19 protein-coding genes are annotated in these 17,794 nt (G+C 37.1%); 8 read left to right on the forward strand and 11 right to left on the reverse strand.

From position 1 onward, the window contains the following. Positions 1-75: 75 nt before the first annotated feature. Complete coding sequence (locus G4D76_RS07550; protein ID WP_213809563.1) at positions 76-1,353, reverse strand: O-acetylhomoserine aminocarboxypropyltransferase/cysteine synthase family protein; 1,278 nt, start codon at positions 1,351-1,353, stop codon at positions 76-78. Positions 1,354-1,723: 370 nt separating this feature from the next. Here G4D76_RS07550 and istA point away from each other — a divergent pair, with 370 nt between their 5' ends. From istA to G4D76_RS07565, 3 genes are all read left to right on the forward strand, one after another. Further along, positions 1,724-3,253 (forward strand): IS21 family transposase, encoded by a 1,530-nt coding sequence (gene istA / locus G4D76_RS07555; RefSeq protein WP_213809564.1) that lies wholly within the window; start codon positions 1,724-1,726, stop codon positions 3,251-3,253. Then, complete coding sequence (locus G4D76_RS07560) at positions 3,243-4,004, forward strand: ATP-binding protein (protein ID WP_213809565.1); 762 nt, start codon at positions 3,243-3,245, stop codon at positions 4,002-4,004. Before istA ends, G4D76_RS07560 begins: the two co-directional genes overlap by 11 nt. Before the next feature lie 81 nt (positions 4,005-4,085). After that, positions 4,086-4,883, forward strand: coding sequence for a carbon-nitrogen family hydrolase (locus G4D76_RS07565; protein ID WP_213809566.1), 798 nt, complete (start codon positions 4,086-4,088; stop codon positions 4,881-4,883). A 47-nt stretch (positions 4,884-4,930) separates the two neighbouring features. Here G4D76_RS07565 and G4D76_RS07570 read toward each other — a convergent pair whose 3' ends face one another. The 8 genes from G4D76_RS07570 to G4D76_RS07605 all read right to left on the reverse strand — a co-directional run bounded on the left by G4D76_RS07570 (position 4,931) and on the right by G4D76_RS07605 (position 11,561). Continuing rightward, entirely contained in the window at positions 4,931-5,257 is a 327-nt protein-coding gene (locus tag G4D76_RS07570) for a branched-chain amino acid transporter permease (RefSeq protein WP_026859010.1), read from the reverse strand. Then, complete coding sequence (locus tag G4D76_RS07575) at positions 5,257-5,964, reverse strand: AzlC family ABC transporter permease (protein WP_213809567.1); 708 nt, start codon at positions 5,962-5,964, stop codon at positions 5,257-5,259. Before G4D76_RS07575 ends, G4D76_RS07570 begins: the two co-directional genes overlap by 1 nt. A gap of 25 nt (positions 5,965-5,989) precedes the next feature. After that, positions 5,990-6,544: a helix-turn-helix domain-containing protein gene (locus G4D76_RS07580; protein WP_026859008.1), complete on the reverse strand. Its 555-nt coding sequence runs from the start codon at positions 6,542-6,544 to the stop codon at positions 5,990-5,992. 111 nt (positions 6,545-6,655) lie between these two features. Next, on the reverse strand, positions 6,656-7,126 hold the full coding sequence (locus G4D76_RS07585; protein WP_035785239.1) for a nucleoside 2-deoxyribosyltransferase: 471 nt from the start codon (positions 7,124-7,126) through the stop codon (positions 6,656-6,658). A gap of 45 nt (positions 7,127-7,171) precedes the next feature. Further along, positions 7,172-8,608, reverse strand: a complete 1,437-nt coding sequence (gene nhaC / locus G4D76_RS07590) for a Na+/H+ antiporter NhaC (protein ID WP_213809568.1) — start codon at positions 8,606-8,608, stop codon at positions 7,172-7,174. 18 nt (positions 8,609-8,626) lie between these two features. Further along, complete coding sequence (locus G4D76_RS07595) at positions 8,627-9,373, reverse strand: hypothetical protein (RefSeq protein ID WP_213809569.1); 747 nt, start codon at positions 9,371-9,373, stop codon at positions 8,627-8,629. Positions 9,374-9,384: 11 nt separating this feature from the next. Then, entirely contained in the window at positions 9,385-10,386 is a 1,002-nt protein-coding gene (locus G4D76_RS07600; RefSeq protein WP_213809570.1) for a proline racemase family protein, read from the reverse strand. After that, positions 10,383-11,561, reverse strand: coding sequence for an NAD(P)/FAD-dependent oxidoreductase (locus tag G4D76_RS07605; protein WP_213809571.1), 1,179 nt, complete (start codon positions 11,559-11,561; stop codon positions 10,383-10,385). Before G4D76_RS07605 ends, G4D76_RS07600 begins: the two co-directional genes overlap by 4 nt. Before the next feature lie 150 nt (positions 11,562-11,711). On the opposite strand from G4D76_RS07605, the gene G4D76_RS07610 reads away from it, so the two are divergent. The 5 genes from G4D76_RS07610 to G4D76_RS07630 all read left to right on the forward strand — a co-directional run bounded on the left by G4D76_RS07610 (position 11,712) and on the right by G4D76_RS07630 (position 16,229). Continuing rightward, positions 11,712-13,076, forward strand: coding sequence for a sigma-54 interaction domain-containing protein (locus G4D76_RS07610; protein ID WP_026859003.1), 1,365 nt, complete (start codon positions 11,712-11,714; stop codon positions 13,074-13,076). Between the two features lie 57 nt (positions 13,077-13,133). Next, a complete protein-coding gene (locus G4D76_RS07615) occupies positions 13,134-13,412 on the forward strand; it encodes a (2Fe-2S)-binding protein (protein WP_026859002.1) in 279 nt (92 codons plus the stop codon). Continuing rightward, the gene (locus tag G4D76_RS07620; protein ID WP_213809572.1) at positions 13,405-13,737 is read left to right on the forward strand and encodes a (2Fe-2S)-binding protein; all 333 of its coding nucleotides are present in this window, start codon (positions 13,405-13,407) and stop codon (positions 13,735-13,737) included. Before G4D76_RS07615 ends, G4D76_RS07620 begins: the two co-directional genes overlap by 8 nt. Beyond that, entirely contained in the window at positions 13,730-14,896 is a 1,167-nt protein-coding gene (locus G4D76_RS07625; RefSeq protein WP_213809573.1) for an NAD(P)/FAD-dependent oxidoreductase, read from the forward strand. Before G4D76_RS07620 ends, G4D76_RS07625 begins: the two co-directional genes overlap by 8 nt. Positions 14,897-15,029: 133 nt before the next feature. Next, the gene (locus G4D76_RS07630; RefSeq protein WP_213809574.1) at positions 15,030-16,229 is read left to right on the forward strand and encodes an RNA polymerase factor sigma-54; all 1,200 of its coding nucleotides are present in this window, start codon (positions 15,030-15,032) and stop codon (positions 16,227-16,229) included. A gap of 52 nt (positions 16,230-16,281) precedes the next feature. On the opposite strand, the gene G4D76_RS07635 is transcribed toward G4D76_RS07630, so the two are convergent. Together G4D76_RS07635 and G4D76_RS07640 are read right to left on the reverse strand one after the other, a co-directional pair. Further along, positions 16,282-17,163 carry a dihydrodipicolinate synthase family protein gene (locus tag G4D76_RS07635; RefSeq protein ID WP_026858998.1) on the reverse strand — a complete coding sequence of 294 codons (882 nt, stop codon included), beginning with the start codon at positions 17,161-17,163 and terminating at the stop codon, positions 16,282-16,284. 92 nt (positions 17,164-17,255) lie between these two features. Further along, positions 17,256-17,786, reverse strand: coding sequence for a helix-turn-helix domain-containing protein (locus G4D76_RS07640; RefSeq protein WP_213809575.1), 531 nt, complete (start codon positions 17,784-17,786; stop codon positions 17,256-17,258). Positions 17,787-17,794: the final 8 nt, after the last annotated feature.

Here is a 17,794-nt window from a genome sequence, read left to right on the forward strand (position 1 = left end):
ACCTGCATTTTCCGCATTTTTCTTATTATTTAAATTAAAATACCGCGAGATACCCTTCTCGCGGTTTTCCTTCTTTTATACTTCTTTCAGACCACTTTCCAGGTCGCTGATAATGTCATCAATATTTTCTGTTCCGATAGACAGACGAACCAGCTCCGGCAATACTCCTGAAGCGATTTGTTCTTCTTCAGATAACTGCTGGTGCGTTGTCGATGCCGGGTGAATGACTAATGATTTTGAATCCCCAACGTTTGCGACTAACGAGAAGAGCCCAAGTCCGTCGACGAATTTCGCAATTTCATCTACTGAACCGTCGATACCGAATGTCAGTATTGCTCCCTGTCCTTTAGGCAGATATTTTTTACCGAGGTCATGATATTTATTACTTTCAAGTCCCGGATAATTTACCCATTTCACTTTAGGGTGCTGTTCTAAAAACTCCGCTACTTTTTGTGCGTTTTCTGAATGACGCTCCATGCGGAGGTGCAATGTTTCAAGTCCTAAAAGGAACTGCTGCACATTAAATGGTGATACTGCAGATCCCAAGTCACGTAATAATTGAACACGGGCTTTAGTAATATATGCCGCCGGTCCAATATCCTTCGCATAAGATACACCGTGGTAGCTTTCATCCGGTTCAACTAACCCTGGGAATTTACCGTTATCCCAATTGAACTTGCCGCTATCTACGATAATACCGCCGATTGAAGTTCCGTGTCCGCCGATAAACTTCGTCGCTGAATGAACGATAATATCTGCACCATGTTCAAACGGACGCAGTAAGTACGGCGTTGCGAACGTACTGTCGACAATTAATGGAAGATCGTTACTGTGAGCAACTTCAGCCACTGCTTCAATATCTAAAACATCAATACGCGGGTTACCAATGGTTTCAGCAAATACAGCGCGTGTTTTATCGTTAATTGCTGCTCTAAAGTTTGCAGGGTCTGATGGATCAACGAAATGAGTTTTAATTCCCATTTTCTTAAACGTTACATTTAAAAGGTTGTATGTACCGCCGTAAAGATTCGCAGATGCGACAATCTCATCACCAGTTTCTACAATATTAAGTAATGACAGATGAATCGCTGCCTGCCCTGAAGATGTCGCGAGTGCGCCGACTCCACCTTCAAGTGCAGTAATTCGCTCTTCAAAAACATTCTGTGTCGGGTTCATAATACGCGTATAAATGTTACCGGGCTTCGCTAAAGAGAATAAATCCTGTGCGTGCTGCGTGTCGTCGAACACATAACTAGTCGTCTGTGTAATAGGCACCGCACGTGATTTTGAATCATCGATTGTCTGGCCTGCATGTATCGTTAAAGTTTCTAAATTCCAATTTTCATTAGTCATAGTAATCCTCCATCATATTGGTTGAATTTTCTGATTTATAAATATATTTAAAATCATACTATCTTAGTATGTTATTTGCAAGAAATGAATTGTTTTTCTTTACATCAGTTTTTTCTATATGTACTGTAGAGTTAAATTACGAAGCGGCTAAAGGAGTGTTGCTTACGGCGCTGCTAAGTTACCACTGCGTCGTTGCGTTTGATACCACCCAAATCGCACCGCTCGTTACCACCTAAATCGGATAATATAGACGCACCTAATCCTCTGATAGAGGATTATTTTTTATGACTTACTTTTTCAATCTCATTAGTGCTATAAATGTTTTATGTCGCACAACAGCGGCATAAAATATTTATGGAGGTGGCAGTCAATGCCCAATTATTTAGAGATTGTCCGATTGAATGAATTATCATTCAGTCAAAGGAAAATCAGTGACATGGTCGGATCCGGTCGGCCCGTCATTAAACGCACCATCGATACCGCCAGTCAGCACAAACTAACCTACAAAGAATTAAGTGGCTGGGATGCCGACCGGCTCGATACATTGTTTGGACCCAGGCCATCCAAACCCACTCAACGAGACATGCATTACACCTTGCCGGATTACGCATCGTTATCCAAGTCGCTCGCCCAGCCGGGTGTGACAATGCAGTTATTATGGGAAGAGTATGTCGATATGTGCCGGCATACTGGTCAACCGTACTATCGTTTGACGCAATTTAAAAAGTATTTTAATGATTATCTGAGTCAGAAGTCATTTACGCATGTCATGAAACACAAAGCAGGTGAACGTGTGGAAGTGGATTGGGCCGGCACAAAAATACGCTGGATCGATCCAGATACCGGTGAAGTGATTTATGGGTACTTGTTTGTCGCTGTGTTGCCCTTCAGTGGATATGGATTTGCGATGGGCTGTCATGATATGAAGCAGCCCAGTTGGATTAATGCACATCTTCAGATGTTTGAATATTTTCAAGGGGTGCCGACCGTGCTGGTCCCCGATAATTTGAAAACAGGCGTAACGAAGCATACCCGAACGACGCTTAAAATAAATGAAACGTACGAATCGATGGCGAATCATTATCACACGATTATTTTACCGACTCGGGTACGCAAGCCAAAGGATAAGGCGACTGTTGAAAATACGGTCAAATCATTAACGACCCACATTATTGCACGCATGCGGAATTATCAATGCTTTGGCTTGGATGATTACAATGATTACTTAAGAAAAGAACTGAATCGTTTTAATCAAAAACCGTTTCAAAAGAAGCCAGGCTCTCGATTCTCTATGTTTAACGACATGGAGCGTACGGCCCTTCAATCTTTGCCAACTGTCCCATTTGAGTACTGTGAATATAAAACAGTGAAGGTTTATAATAATGCGCATATCAGTTATCAGAAGCACCATTACTCTGTGCCGTATCAATATATCGGTCAGCGTCTCAAACTTAAAATTTATGCGAAAAAGATCCAGGTATGGTATCAAGACCGCATGTTATGTGAGCATGAGACATTGAATAAACTGCCGGGCGGCTATACTACGGTCCTCGAGCACTTACCTAAAAATAGTGCGACACATGGCGAGTGGAATAGTCAACGCTATTTGAAGTGGGCGCGACATATTGGTCCCGACGTCCATTTAGTCGTTGAAAAGATGTTTTCGGATGGCCCGGAACAAACACACTACAAACGGGTCCACGCACTATTGAAATTGGCAGACACTCATTCAGATTCCGCCCTGAATGTTGCCTGCCATCATGCATTAGAACGTACATCTCATCCAGCTTATCGCTTAATCACGCAATTACTGAACACTGGCACGTCCCACTTAAAGTCTAGCACCCCGGAAAGTCCGGAACAATCCTTTTTGAGAGGGGCTGATTATTATGAGCAATAATCAACAGCGCTTACAAATGATTATCAGTCAGTTACGTGAGATGCGACTGACAACAATGGCAGATCAGCTCCATAGTATGTATTTGTCAGAGCAGAATCATGCGTTGACGCCACTGGATTATTTAGAAGTAATCGTTAACGAAGAGTATCAAATCAGACAAGATAATCGCATTGAACGGTATCGAAAACAAGCCACTCTGTCACATAAAGAGGCACAGATTTCAGATATCCGCTATGAATCGACCAGAGGATTACGCAAAGAAAGTATTGAACAATTATCAACCAACAATTATATTCAACATCATCGAAATGTCATTGTTCAAGGGGCGACAGGTACAGGTAAAAGCTATTTAGCCAACGCTCTCGTCAATCATGCGATTGAATCTGGATTTACAGGTAAATATTATCGGATGACTGAATTATTGAATGATATTGATCTCGCTGAATTTCATGGCACGTTAGATAAATTGTTGAAGAAACTCATGAAAATAGATGTGCTGGTGATTGATGATTTTCTCTTAACGTCGACTAAAGAACAGGAGCAAAAGCATTTGATGGAAGTCTTTGAGTTAAGGAGTCGCGAGAAATCTTTAATTTTGTGTTCACAGATGTCTTCAGCAGAATGGCACAAAAAATTAGGTGGCGGTGCGATTGCGGACGCTATTTTAGATCGTGCATGTTCAAAATCCTATAAACTCATCTTAAGTGGTGAATCCTTACGTAAAATCGATGGTATCGATACGTCGATTTAAGTGGTAATGACAAACGCGATTTACGTGGTATCGTAAATCGCGTTTTTATGGTAACTTAGCAGCGCCGTATGCAGTGTCTATATGAAAATTAAAATCTTTCAATTTCAAGTCATCGACAGCGATACAAAAGCAAATTTGAATAAGGTGGCCAGCCTGTTTGCAGAAACTGATCTAAGTGATACTGATGTCGTTGTCCTTCCTGAAATGTGGACTTCGGGCTACGATCTTGAAAACATTGATGATTATGCAGCAAATAATCTGGAGCCTGTAAAATCCATTATTGCTAAGCTGGCCCAAGATAATAGTGTGACGGTTGTTGCCGGTTCAATTCCAAATAAATATGGAGGCAGCGGCGTTTACAACACAGCTTTTACAGTGGATCACAATGGTGAACTGATTCAGGAGTATTCAAAAATGCATTTAGTACCAATGTTAAATGAACCTGAATACCTTGAAAGCGGAGATAAGTCTGCTGAAGTTTTTGAGATTAACGGTGAAACATGCGGTCTGGTAATATGCTATGACCTTCGATTCCCTGAGCTGTTCAGAGACTTATCACTGTCAGGCGCTAAAATTATATTCGTCGTTGCAGAATGGCCGATTGAACGGACAGAGCACTGGATTACCCTCTTAAAAGCAAGAGCAATAGAAAATCAGTGTTACATCGTTGCCAGCAACACTATCGGCACACAAACGAACGGCACTGAATTCGCAGGTCGTTCAATGATTATTAATCCATTCGGTGAAATTCTTGCACAAGCAGATAAAGATACTGAAGAAACAGTCACTGCAGAGCTCGATTTAGATTATATCGATCAGGTCCGTTCAGATATTCCTATTTTTGAAAGCAGACGTAAAGATTTGTATAAGAATTTATAAAAATATCCGGCATTCTAAAAATAGAATGCCGGATATTTTTCAATTTGCTAAAACACCATCTGCACTAATATCATATAAAAAATAGTGCCGCCTGCTATCGACAGCAGCATGCTCTTTTTCCAGTAGTGCAGAATAATTATCAGCCCGACCGCGAGTATTTCAGGTAAAAATCCGCTGACTGACGTAATCTCGACTTCGCGTAATGCATAGACGACCAGCAGGCCGAATACGGCAGGCGGCAACATATAGCCGAGATATTTTATGTATAAAGGCGTTTCTTTATCGCTGCTGAATATTATAAAAGGCAAAAATCTCGTCGTCAGTGTTCCAAGTACGACACACGCAATAATGATGATTTGCTGTGTTAATGTCATTACGAAATCACCTCTCTTTTAGCCATTGCTTTTCTAATCAGTGTCAGCGCAATTAAAATCAATACCATCGCCGGGATGATAAAGTTCTCAGGCCCAAATATCACCAGGCTGAAGACAGAAGCCCCGATACCGATAATCGAACTGATATGGTAGCGTTCCTTCATCCACTGATCTAAAAATATAACGACAAACAGTGCAGTCATCACAAATTCCAGTCCCTCTGTATTAAAGGTCACTGCTGAACCGAACAGGCTGCCGATGGTCGTGCCGCCGACCCAGTAAATCTGATTCAGCACCGTTACATAAAACATGAACCAGCCTGAGTTAATATGCGCCGGCGCCTTTTCAGTGCTGTTAATGACAAATGTTTCATCACACATGCCATATATTAAGTAATATTTTTTCTTCCCGGTCCCCTTGAATTTATCCAGCATGGAAATACCGTAAAACAAATGCCTCGCATTAATCATCAATGTTAAAAGAAAAGCACTTAACGGATTAAACGCACCAAGCAGCATACTGCCGGCAACAAATTCCATCGAGCCTGCAAAAATAAATACACTCTTCAAAATTGCATACCATGGCCCAAAGCCAAGCGAGTTCATATAAATACCATAGGCAATTCCTAAAAATGAAAATCCGGCCAGTATCGGTATGGTTTTCGGAAAAGCGTATTTCAATGTTGAGACATGGTTATCAAAAGACATTTCTGCCACCTGCTTTATTTATATTTTATTTACTGTAGTACATCACCATCGTCATTTTCACCATGACGTCTCCATCATTTTTATAAATGTGCGGCTGACTGCCGTCAAAAATCATCGCCTCATCTTCACATAGATGTGTCTGTGTTCCGTTAATATCCATAGTCAGTCTGCCCTTATTAATAAATATATGTTCTTCCACACCAGCAGTATGAGGTTCCGAATGATGCGCACTATCCGGATCGATTTCAAGGTTGTAAACTTCAAATAATTTTTCCGGTGAAAACGGCACAACATTGTAGACGCGATACTGTTCGTTATTTTCTGTAACCAGCTGTGTATCTTTTTTTCTAATCACTTGGATTGCTTTCTGCGGGCGGGTAATCAGTGAAGAAAAAGACACTTTGAAACCATCTGCTATTTTCCACAATGTGGTCACTGTCGGCGTTGAGTCCCCTCTCTCAATTTGAGCCAGCATTGCTTTGCTGACACCTGTAAGCACGGAAGTTTTGTCCAGGCTCAACCCTCGTTCTTTACGGATACTTTGCAGATTACTGCCGATAAAAGCTACATTTTCTGTCATATAAAGCACTCCTGATTATTTAATTTAAATCACTATAGCATATATTTGTATGCTATAACATACAAATATAATAAAAAAACAGCATATTCTGAAAATATGCTGTAAAAATTTTTATTTTTCTTTTGCAACCGGTGCATGATGATAATTTTTGAATCTGATTTTCTTCTTTTCATTGAAGTCGTATTTAGCAAGTTCATCAATGTCCTGCAGATATACATCAAGTGAATCCGTCAGCATTAAGTTTACCGGCGCTTCTGTTACAGGATCTTTTTCCTGATATAAAAGAATAAATTTATTCAATGCCTTACCGTAGCCGATTTCAAACGCTGTACCTGGGTCTACATGTTCACCTTCATAATCATGAACAGCGACAACAGCATCGCACCACTCAACGTGTTTAATGTCATTCGCGTAAACAAAATCACGCCACTCATCAGAACCATGTTCAAGATGCTCATCCTGCTGCAGACGCGGTGAAAATACTTCCGTCACTGTCGGGTTAGCTGCTAAAGCTTTTTCTACTCTCTTTACTCTTTCAACCTGTTCGTCATTAAAAAATGGACTGCCTAAATAAATTTTCACATGATTACCTCTATTCTTTTACTAAAAGAATATCATAATTTACATTTAATATGACGTTTTAACTTTATCTTCTGTACTTTCAGCATCTTGTTCTTTTTCATAGTCATCTTTATCCAGAATGAACAATCCAAAGTAACCATATATTAATGTAATTATAATAACTAGGAATCCATACCAGAAAAAGGGGATGTATGCTAGTGTTGCGACACCCAGAGTCGCCGCCATAAACACTCCACCATCTGACCACGGTACCATCGGAGTAGTTACTGTACCTCCGGCTTCAACGTTTCTCGAGAGCAGTGTTCTCGACACATTCTTTCTGTTATAGTTTTCTTCAGTAATCTTAGTTCCTGTTAATAGGGATACGTACGCCGCACCGCCAAAAAATACCCCGAAAAAGGAAGCTATCATTGTTGTTAATGTTAAATTTCCTGTATTAGTTGCCCATTTGGCAAAAATATCCCCTATAACTTTAAAAGCACCAATTGTTTGTAGCAATCCGCCAACACCCAATGCGAGAATGATTAATAGTATTACTTCCAACATGAAGGTAATGCCTCCACGATTAAGTAAGCTGTCTATAAATACAATTCCCGTCGACTGTGTACTTCCGGAATACAATGTTTGTATTGCTTCTATGAAACCATACCCTTGGAATATCGCTGCCCAGAAACTTCCAATCAATGCTCCAAAAAGTATTACTGGCACAGAAGGCAGTTTGAAAAGAAGCATAATTACAACAACTAAAGCTGGTATTAACATGATCCATGAAATTTCAAATGATTCCTGCAGTCCAGCCATTGTATCTTTAGCAATAGTTAAATCACCGTTCCCTTCAGATATTACTGCACCGGTAATCCAGTATGCTATCGCTGCAATTATAAAAGCAGGAACCGATACATAAGCCATGGAACGAATATGTCTGAATAAATCTACTTTAGATAGTGTAGCTGTCATGACAGTTGTATCTGATAAAGGAGACATTTTATCACCCACATAACAACCAGAGATTACTGCACCGGCAACTAGGTAAATTGGCAGTCCAAAACTTTCTCCGATCCCCATCATTGCGATGCCTGCTGTTCCTGCAGATCCGAATGACGTCCCAGTAGCAATAGCAGTAATTGCACAAATAATCATTGCCGCCATCAGGAAAATACTTGGACTGATAATACTTAATCCATAGTAAATCATCGTTGGGACAACCCCGCCAGCTATCCATGAACCGATTAACGCACCTACTGCAATCAGTATTAATATTGCGCCCATACCTTCGTATATCCCTTTAAGCAATCCTTTCTCCATCTTTAAGTATCCGTGTCCGAGGTAAAGACCAAACCCCATAATCATAAACCAGACGACGAGCAATGCCAATTGAATAGGTAATTCCAGTATTACGATAAACCCGAACATAATTACTACAAATAACCCCAGTATTGTAAGTAGTATCGCCAGGCTCGGTAATCTTGGTTCTTTTGCCATAAATATTTCCCCCTAGTTTTATTTAATAATAAATCCTTCTTTATAAATATCTGTATCATCGATGTAAAATTGTGAATTGGACACCAAATAATATTTATAATTAACTTTATTATTTTTAATTTCAACATTGTCTCCCGTTAATGCTGTTAATTGCGCTCCTTGGTATTTTCCAGTCAACAATGAAATCACTTCTATAACCGGATATGGAATAATTCTTCCATTTTTGTTTACTGATATAAATTTGCCTTTATTATATAAAACTAAAAAATCAAAATCATGTTCAATTTTTGCAATTAAAGCTTTGATGTCAGTGAGATTATTCACTTCTATTTGCAGTTCAGTTTCTACAATTTTCAACGTTTTACCATTTATTGAATAGCTATCATTGTTTTTATTTACCTCATATATAATTGAAGAACACAGTTCCTCATTACTATATGCCAGTCCCTCGCCATCCAGCAGTAGTGAATATTTCTCTCTTTCTTTAATTCTCTTTCGATCTACTAATGATTTAACAAATGATTTAAGTAATAGCTCTCTATTATCAATTATGTCCGAGCTATCCAGTGTTATTTCTAAAATATCATTCTCAGGATTTTCTCTGTAAGTAATTAAATTGATGTATTTGTTTCCTCTTGGTTCATTTATCAACAATGTTTTACTGTTAAATGGGGCTGCGCTGCCTGTAAACTCTCCAGCTTCTACTACTCTCAGCAACTGCCCGTTAATCTGAATATCATAACTGTTAATTATTTTTGTAATCATCTGCCTGCCCCCTATATTTCAGGAATCAATAAGTAGCCTTCATTCATTGAATCAGATTCATGCATGTAAAAATCATGTCTCGCCATCAGCCACGCCGATCCCGTAATTGAAACTTGATTATAAATAATACCGTCCTTTTCTTGTGCATCAAGAAGCTGCGCTTTAAATTGCGATCCTGTGATACTTTCATGTATAAAAGTATCATTTATGCCCATCCTGTCTTTTTTAAATAATGTAGCTACTTTGGCACATGTACCTGTTCCGCAAGGTGAACGATCTATACCTCCCGGTGGAACAATTACTGTGTTTTTAGTCACTTTGCCTTCTTCATACAGTTCCATATGTGTCAGTTTATTGATAAATTCATATTCTGGATGTTCAATTTCATGTTCGGAATTTATAATGTCTCTCACTTCCATCGCTTTCGCTACAATTTCTTCCGAACGTGAAACATCCAATGTCACTTCTAAATCGGAAGCTTTTATAATGCCGTAAAAGTTGCCGCCATATGCAATATCGCAATGAATTATTTTATTGAGATAACTGACCTCTACAGTTTTCAGATGAAATGAAGCAGTACTGTTAAATGTTACCTCTGTTACTTTTCCATCAGCCACCTTACATTTTGCTTCTACTATTCCGGCAGGTGTATCCAGTACTACTGATGTAATTGGTTCTTTCCTTTCAACATAACCAAGCTCTACAAGTGCTGTACACGTGCCGATTGTGTCATGACCGCACATTGGCAAATATCCGCCAGTTTCTACAAAAATTACACTGAAGTCTGCTTGTTTATCTATTGGAGGGAGCAGAATTGTTCCACTCATGACATCATGTCCTCTTGGTGGATTAACGAGAAATTTCCGGATATAGTCATAGTTTTCTTTCATATCCAGCATCTGTTTCTGTATCGTATCTCCTTTCAGACGAGGCATACCCGCTAAAACTGTCCTTGTAGGGTTTCCGCCTGTATGTGTATCGACTGTTATAAATTGCTTACTATTTAAATTCATGCCTTAACCTCCTTAAATCGATTAATACTCAATGGACTAATATCGTCCTTCAAAGTGTTTGTCATCATTTGTGACATCCATAACCCTGTAATTGCTGATAAACCGATACCATCTCCCTCGTGACCCGCCGCAATATAAAATCCCGGAACGACAGTATCAGAAATAATCGGCAAGTTATCAGGGGTCCATGGTCGCAATCCGGCGTAGCTTCGAATAAAGCTCATATCCTTCATTGCTGGAAAATATTCAATGGCGCGCTCCGCGATAAGTCTGATGATCTTATGATTAACATTAGTGTTGTAGCCAACAAATTCTCTACTGCTTCCAATTAAAAAATTCTGACTCTGTGTTGCTTCATGAACAAGCGCAACACCATAATCATTCATCTCTTTAGAAGCTTGTCTTTCTTTACCGAATTTAGTCATTAAATAACCAAATTCCTGAATTTTTCTTGAACCCAATAATTCAGCTCTGGATGATACTAAAATATGACCTTTTCTAGGTACAACTGGAACTTCGATATCCAATAATTTTCCTACATGCGGTGAATAAATCCCTGCTGCATTAATCACCTTATTAGCTTTGAATACTTTTTCATGAGACATTACTTTAAATTCACCATCCTGAATATGCTGAATATCAGTTACTGGTGTCATTTCAAATAATGAGAAATCATATTTTTTTGCCTGGTTAATTAATGAGAATGCAAGCATATAAGGATTTATAGTAGAATCATTTGTGCATTCTATTCCGCCAATAAGATGATCTGAGAAATACTTGGAATCATTTTTCAAATCCTCTTTAGTCAATTTCTTAAAAAACTTATCTTTCCCGTTTTCTTTATTGTGATAATCCACCCAGTTATAACCCTGCTCGATTTCATCTTCATTTGCACATAAGAAAATACTTCCCGGATGCCTGAATTCGAATTCCATTTCAAGTTCTGTCGACAATTGTTTAATCAAAGCCTGACTTTTAATTGCCATTCTGCTGTCAAATCCAGGTTCTTTATCGATAAGCAGTACATTACCATCACATTTAGAACTCGTACCCGAAGCAACCGTATTACTTTCAAGTAGAGCAACTGATAATCCGGTTTTAGCGGTATAGTAAGCGATACTCGCACCGATAATACCGCCGCCAATAATTAATACATCATATATTTTGTTATCCATTATTCCACTCCTGCCTAATTAATAAGCTTGTTAATAATACATAAGAAAATAACGTGCCAGCTATTTAAAATAGAATGTCGTTAATTTTGCTTGAATTAGTAAAGAATTATATAATTATTATGAATAATTTAACTATTAGGGGTTGGAAGTATGTTGGACAAAGAAATTATAAATATATTAATTAATTTTCATAATTACTCTTTCACAATTATTGATAAAGAAGAAAACGTAATTTACTGGAGTGACAGAGCTGCAAAAATTTTTAATATGGATAACGATTACGTAATAGGTAAAAAAATCACAGATATTTTTGCAGAAGATAAATTAATTATGGTTAAGTCTTTGCGCGAAAATAAAATAATTGAAAAACAGCAGCACAGAGCAACTGAAGATGTGTATGTAGATATTAAATCTGTACCTATTTGCATCGATGGAAAAGTAGAAGGTGCGATTGTCTCAGAAGTGAATGTAACGGAGAAGATACAGCGTGAAGAACAAATTGAAATACTGAAAAATAAAGTAAGTTCTCTCTCAGATAGCATGCAGCAGCTCAACAATTCGAATTTTAAAAATATCATTTACAGAAGTTCTGTAATGGAGCGTGTCAAAAGCCAGATAGAACGTGCAGCAGAAACAAATGCGAACATCCTGATTACTGGTGAAACAGGCGTAGGTAAAGAATTATTTGCGCAGGCGATTCACAGTACAAGTAAAGTAAAGGGTGATATGGTACCTATTAATTGCGGAGCAATACCCAGCCATTTATTTGAATCAGAACTATTCGGTTATGAAAAAGGAGCCTTCACAGGTGCTAACAGAGCAGGAAACAAAGGTAAAGTCGAACTCGCAGAAAATGGCACACTGTTCCTTGATGAAATCGGTGAAATGCCTATTGATATGCAGGTTAAGTTCTTACGAGTACTCCAAGAAAAACAGTATTTTAAACTGGGTGGCAACAAAGAAATGAATACTAATTTCAGATTGGTTTCAGCAACGAATAAAAAGATTTCAGACTTACTATCCTCAGAAGAATTCAGATCAGATTTACTTTACAGAGTCAACGTTGTGAACATTCACATTCCACCGCTTCGTGAGCGCCCAGAGGACATAGAGGCATTATTTTATTATTATTTATACAGTATGAGTGAGAAATATGATATGTCCATAAAATATGCCAATAAGAAATTAATCAGTGAACTTAAAAAGTACCCTTGGCCGGGCAACGTCAGAGAACTGATGAACGTCATAGAACGTCTGGTGATTTTCTCTAATGAAGAAACGTTAAATAATGAAATTTTCCATCAGTATTTAACCGAAGTTGGGGAAGACAATTCTATTTCAAAAAATATAATTACCGATGAAACAATTGAATTAAAAGATTACGTTGAAAAAATTGAAGCAGATTATATTAAATATATTCTCGTTGAAAATAATAATAATATTGAGAAATCCAGTGAAATCCTTGGAATCAGCAGACCTACACTTTATGCAAAAGTTAAAAAGTTTGGCTTATAAAGTAATAGTGGCATGTTTTTTTCTTATAACCTTTAATAGTTAAAAGAGGTGCTTAATATGAGAAAAGAAGAAGACTTCGTAGTATGCAGATGCGAAAATGTATATTACTCAGAACTTATTGAAATTATGGAGGATGGTGCCAGTAATTCGAGAGAATTAAAATTAAAATCACGGGCTGGTATGGGCTTTTGTAACTCCAGAACATGCGGACCCCTTCTCGAGTCAATGACTGATGATAAAAATAATGACTCGCCTCACTATGTTCATTTAAAATCACAGCCGCCAATCCGAACAATTTCTCTGCTCAATCTGGCAAGGGGGAATAATAATGACTGAAAGAATTACAAAGCATAAAATTTTAGATGACTTTGAATTAAATACTGTATCTTTTACTTGGAATAATCATACGCTCTATGGCAATGAAGGGGAAAGCGTCACTGCTGCTCTTCTCGCTAACAATATTAGAAAAATACGAGAGCATGAAAAAGACGGACAACCTCGCGGTATGTATTGTAATATCGGACATTGTTCAGAATGCCGGGTTACCGTAAATGGTAAAAGAAATCAGAGAGCATGCCTCACACCTTTAGTACAAGATATGGTAATAGAACAACAATTTGAAATCCCTTATGTCGTTAAGGAGGGAAGCCCTTATGTTTGATACGATTATTATTGGCGCCGGCCCAGCTGGATTATCTGCTGCTAAAGTGCTCCAGGACAATCAAAGAGTACTGGTAATTGATGAATATTACCATGGCGGCGGCAGGCTGCTTGGACAGCTCTACGAAGAGAAAAAAGGGAAATGGTGGAACGGATTAAAAATTGCAAAAGAATTAATTTTGGAAACTGAAAAGAAAAGTGAGATTCTAATCAATACTTCTGTATACGATGTAGAATACAACAATAACTATACTGTACATACTACTGCAGGGGTGTTTGAAGCCTCTCACTTAATTATTGCAACTGGTGCCAGAGAAAAATCTACACCTTTACCAGGCTGGGATCTTCCCGGAGTTATGACAGTAGGCGCTGCTCAGATACTAACGAACTTTAATCGGGTAAAACCCGGAAATAAAGGAGTTATAATCGGCATTAATCCATTATCTATGGTCATTGCAATGGAACTTGGATATGCGTATATTGAGGTTGCTAAAATCTGTATGCCGCAAAGAAATATTATAAATACAAAATCACCAAAAGATGCATTTGAAACACTGCTTTCATTAGGCAGCTCTGCCCCTTCGAAATTTATTTCTGCAGGAGTAGCAGTCGCTGATAAAGTGAAACCTTTCCACCAAACTGCATTAAAATTATTTCCTTCTTCAGGAATCAAAGCATTAGGTTTACCTATTTCAATTAAAGAACAGGTTGTTAGTATTAATGGAACTGAGAAAGTTGAATCTGTTACAGTTCAAAAAACTGATTCCGAAGGTACTCCTATTCCAAAGACTAAATATGATATAGATTGTGATTTCGTCTGTATTTCAGATGGACTCGCACCACTCAGTGAAATTGCTTCTCTGTTGAATTTAAAACATGTCTATATGGAGTCGTTAGGCGGCTATGTGCCGCTCCATAGTAAAAACATGCAGACAGAATTACCAAACTTATATGTGGCAGGTAACGTTACAGGTATTGAAAATGCAAAAATCGCGATGCTTCAAGGAAGAGCTGCTGCTTTTAACATATTAGGATATAAAGGAAGATTGTCTGATACATTACGACACATTAATGATGAAAGAAAAAACGCAAAAGTGAAATTCCATGCGGATTTGATAGCCGGACGTGAAATACTTGAGAATATGTGGCAATCACAATAATAGAGAAGTTCATTCCATCTGGAGTGAACTTCTTTATTTTGAATTTTACTTTTGTAAAGAATTATATAATTTATTAATATATATAATCCGTATGGTAGTATAGCTGTAAGTAAAATATTAGAGGATTGATATAATGATTAAGCTGGAAAACATTATTACCAACGACCTAAATATCACTTTAAATAGTTTTTTATATAATTCTATCAGTTTATTTAAATATAGTTCAGACGAATTAAATGACTATATTATAAATAAATGCTGTGACAATCCATTAATCTATATCGATGAGGATAAAATTCCTCTTACTGTTTTATCATACAGAAACGAAATTAAATCCGATGATATTCTTTCAGAAATACTGCAACATTTTAATTGCTTTCTTTTAGAGAAAGATCAATTAACGATGAAATATATAATATATTCGTTAAACTCCAAGGGATTTTTGGAAGCGGATACAAAAGAAATTTGTTCAATAATGCATACTACCGAAAATAACGTCGAACATTTGATTAATCTTCTCCAAAATTATGAGAATAGAGGTATAGGATGCAGAAATATCATTAACTTCTTATTTTTCCAGTTAAAACATAAAAAAATTTATAACGATTATTTATTTTCAATTTTTATATCTCATATGGATGACATTCAAAAACAGAATTATTCATTTTTGAAATCTATTGATGTAAACGAAACAGATTTTTTATCATATGTGGATTTAATTAAAAATTCCTGCGAATTATTTCCAGTTAATGGTGAAGATACGTCATATCTAACTCCAGAAGCATCGATTTTATTAGATGATAATAATCACTTTGTTATTCAGGTTCATGATTATTTATTAGAATCCGTGACGTTTGAGCCCATTAACCTAACTACAGCTGAGAATTCATTCACTCGTAAAATGGAAAGCTATAAAAACGACTATGAAGAACTAGTATCGATATTAAATGCTCGAAAAGTCTATCTGGCAGATATACTAACAATTATCGCAAATATACAAACTGATTATCTGATGGGGAATACATCGTTCTTAAATACTTTAGATCAAAATATGCTGGCAGAGTATACATCACTCAGTCCTGCTACAATAAGCCGATTGCTGCATAACAAATTTATCGCGACACCAAGAGGCATTTATCCAATTAAATCTTTATTGTCAAGAAAATGTTATAAAAACGCTTCAGTCAGTTATGTAATGTACCTCATTAAAAATTTAGATGACTTCGAAAATATACCCGACAACAAGATTTCAGCAATGTTGAATGAACAAGGAATTTCAATCTCCAGACGTACCGTCAATAAATATAAAAATCAATTGCTTGGAAAAATTTAACATAAATAAAAAAGAAGCATAAAATCTTAAAGATTTTATGCTTCTTTATAAATTAATCTAGTTTTTCCATTAATTTTTTCAAATTATTCACTTCGTCATCCGTTAAACCTAATCTCGGTTTACGTGATGGCCCTCCATTTAATCCTTTTAAATCCATAGCCTTCTTAACGATTTGTACGTATTTACCTGAGTCCTCAAGGAATTCACAAAGAGGCAGTAAGTCTTTATTTAATTTTCTGGCCGCTTCATATTCTCCCGCTTTAACATATTCATATAGTTTCTGTGCACTCTTTGGTGCAATATTCGCTGCAACCGAAACCCATCCAGTTGCTCCCTGCACAAATGATTCATATGCTAGATCATCAGAACCACAGAAGAATACAAAATCAGTATTATTAATAATTGCTCTTACTTTACGAATATCACCGCTCGATTCTTTAATGTATTGGACTTTATCCAGTTCTTTATCGATTTTATAAATAGTTTCATTCTCTAAATTCACATTGGCTGTAAATGGGTTGTTGTACATCATAATTGGTAATGAAACGCTGTCATTGACATCTTTAAACTGTTCAAATGCTTCTTCTTCAGTCGGTGTCTGGTAGTAAGAATTAATCAACAGCAAACCATCCGCATTATTATCTTCTGCAATTTTTGCGTACTCTAGTACTTTACTCGTTCTTTCATCTGCAATACCTACCAGTAGTTGAGTCTCTGAGTCTTTCACCATTTCACCCACAAGCTCAACGATTTTCTGTTTTTCATCATCGTCTAATGAAGCAAATTCTCCTGTACTACCAACAATAATAATGCCTGGTACTTTCAGATCCAAATAGTACTGCACATTTTCTTTCATGCCATCATAATTTACTGAATAATCCTCGTTCATTGGTGTGATTAATACTGGAAATGCGCCTTCAAATGTTTTAGTCATAATAATTTTCCCCTTTTGTTTTTACTGTGTGTGAAATTTTAATTTATAGAATAAGCATTCTTATAATATTGATTAAAAGAATGCTTATAAAGTTATTTTTTTGATGATGATACTAATAATATTTTTGTCACTTCATTGGTGCCGTTGTACCAGTGATGTGCAATTGATGAGTCGATATGAATAGATTCATTTTCATAGAGTGTTTCTTTTCTGCCATCCAGTTCAACTTCCAGCTGACCAGTCAGTACATACACAAATTCCTGTCCGGCGTGCTGGTATGGCACTTGCTGAGATTCATTAGATTTTAATTCAATGATTGCCGGTATGAAATCAGGATGTGATATTTGTCCAGCAAGACTTGTATATGAAAATACTTCACTGTTGATTCCTTCCTGAATTACCTGTTTCTTAACATTCGAATTACTGTTTCCGAAGAAAAAATTGACATCGACTTCTAAAGCATCAGCTATTTTATTTAAAGATGTGAATGTTAATGTGCGTAGGCCTCTCTCGATTTGTGATAGAAAACTAATCGACAAATCACTCCGGTCACTGAGTTCTTGAAGCGTCATCTTTTTACTTTTTCTAACTTTTCTCAGTTCACTGCCAAATGAATCGTTCATATCTTAAC

It is taken from the genome of Jeotgalicoccus sp. WY2, assembly GCF_018437745.1.
GTDB classification, from domain to species: domain Bacteria; phylum Bacillota; class Bacilli; order Staphylococcales; family Salinicoccaceae; genus Jeotgalicoccus; species Jeotgalicoccus psychrophilus.

Excerpts from the sequence above, each read along its gene's own strand:
- G4D76_RS07550 (WP_213809563.1), bottom strand. The coding sequence starts at position 1,353 with ATGACTAATGAAAATTGGAATTTAGAAACTTTAACGATACATGCAGGC.
- istA (WP_213809564.1), top strand. The coding sequence starts at position 1,724 with ATGCCCAATTATTTAGAGATTGTCCGATTGAATGAATTATCATTCAGT.
- G4D76_RS07560 (WP_213809565.1), top strand. The coding sequence starts at position 3,243 with ATGAGCAATAATCAACAGCGCTTACAAATGATTATCAGTCAGTTACGT.
- G4D76_RS07565 (WP_213809566.1), top strand. The coding sequence starts at position 4,086 with ATGAAAATTAAAATCTTTCAATTTCAAGTCATCGACAGCGATACAAAA.
- G4D76_RS07570 (WP_026859010.1), bottom strand. The coding sequence starts at position 5,257 with ATGACATTAACACAGCAAATCATCATTATTGCGTGTGTCGTACTTGGA.
- G4D76_RS07575 (WP_213809567.1), bottom strand. The coding sequence starts at position 5,964 with ATGTCTTTTGATAACCATGTCTCAACATTGAAATACGCTTTTCCGAAA.
- G4D76_RS07580 (WP_026859008.1), bottom strand. The coding sequence starts at position 6,544 with ATGACAGAAAATGTAGCTTTTATCGGCAGTAATCTGCAAAGTATCCGT.
- nhaC (WP_213809568.1), bottom strand. The coding sequence starts at position 8,608 with ATGGCAAAAGAACCAAGATTACCGAGCCTGGCGATACTACTTACAATA.
- G4D76_RS07595 (WP_213809569.1), bottom strand. The coding sequence starts at position 9,373 with ATGATTACAAAAATAATTAACAGTTATGATATTCAGATTAACGGGCAG.
- G4D76_RS07600 (WP_213809570.1), bottom strand. The coding sequence starts at position 10,386 with ATGAATTTAAATAGTAAGCAATTTATAACAGTCGATACACATACAGGC.
- G4D76_RS07605 (WP_213809571.1), bottom strand. The coding sequence starts at position 11,561 with ATGGATAACAAAATATATGATGTATTAATTATTGGCGGCGGTATTATC.
- G4D76_RS07610 (WP_026859003.1), top strand. The coding sequence starts at position 11,712 with ATGTTGGACAAAGAAATTATAAATATATTAATTAATTTTCATAATTAC.
- G4D76_RS07615 (WP_026859002.1), top strand. The coding sequence starts at position 13,134 with ATGAGAAAAGAAGAAGACTTCGTAGTATGCAGATGCGAAAATGTATAT.
- G4D76_RS07620 (WP_213809572.1), top strand. The coding sequence starts at position 13,405 with ATGACTGAAAGAATTACAAAGCATAAAATTTTAGATGACTTTGAATTA.
- G4D76_RS07625 (WP_213809573.1), top strand. The coding sequence starts at position 13,730 with ATGTTTGATACGATTATTATTGGCGCCGGCCCAGCTGGATTATCTGCT.
- G4D76_RS07630 (WP_213809574.1), top strand. The coding sequence starts at position 15,030 with ATGATTAAGCTGGAAAACATTATTACCAACGACCTAAATATCACTTTA.
- G4D76_RS07635 (WP_026858998.1), bottom strand. The coding sequence starts at position 17,163 with ATGACTAAAACATTTGAAGGCGCATTTCCAGTATTAATCACACCAATG.
- G4D76_RS07640 (WP_213809575.1), bottom strand. The coding sequence starts at position 17,786 with ATGAACGATTCATTTGGCAGTGAACTGAGAAAAGTTAGAAAAAGTAAA.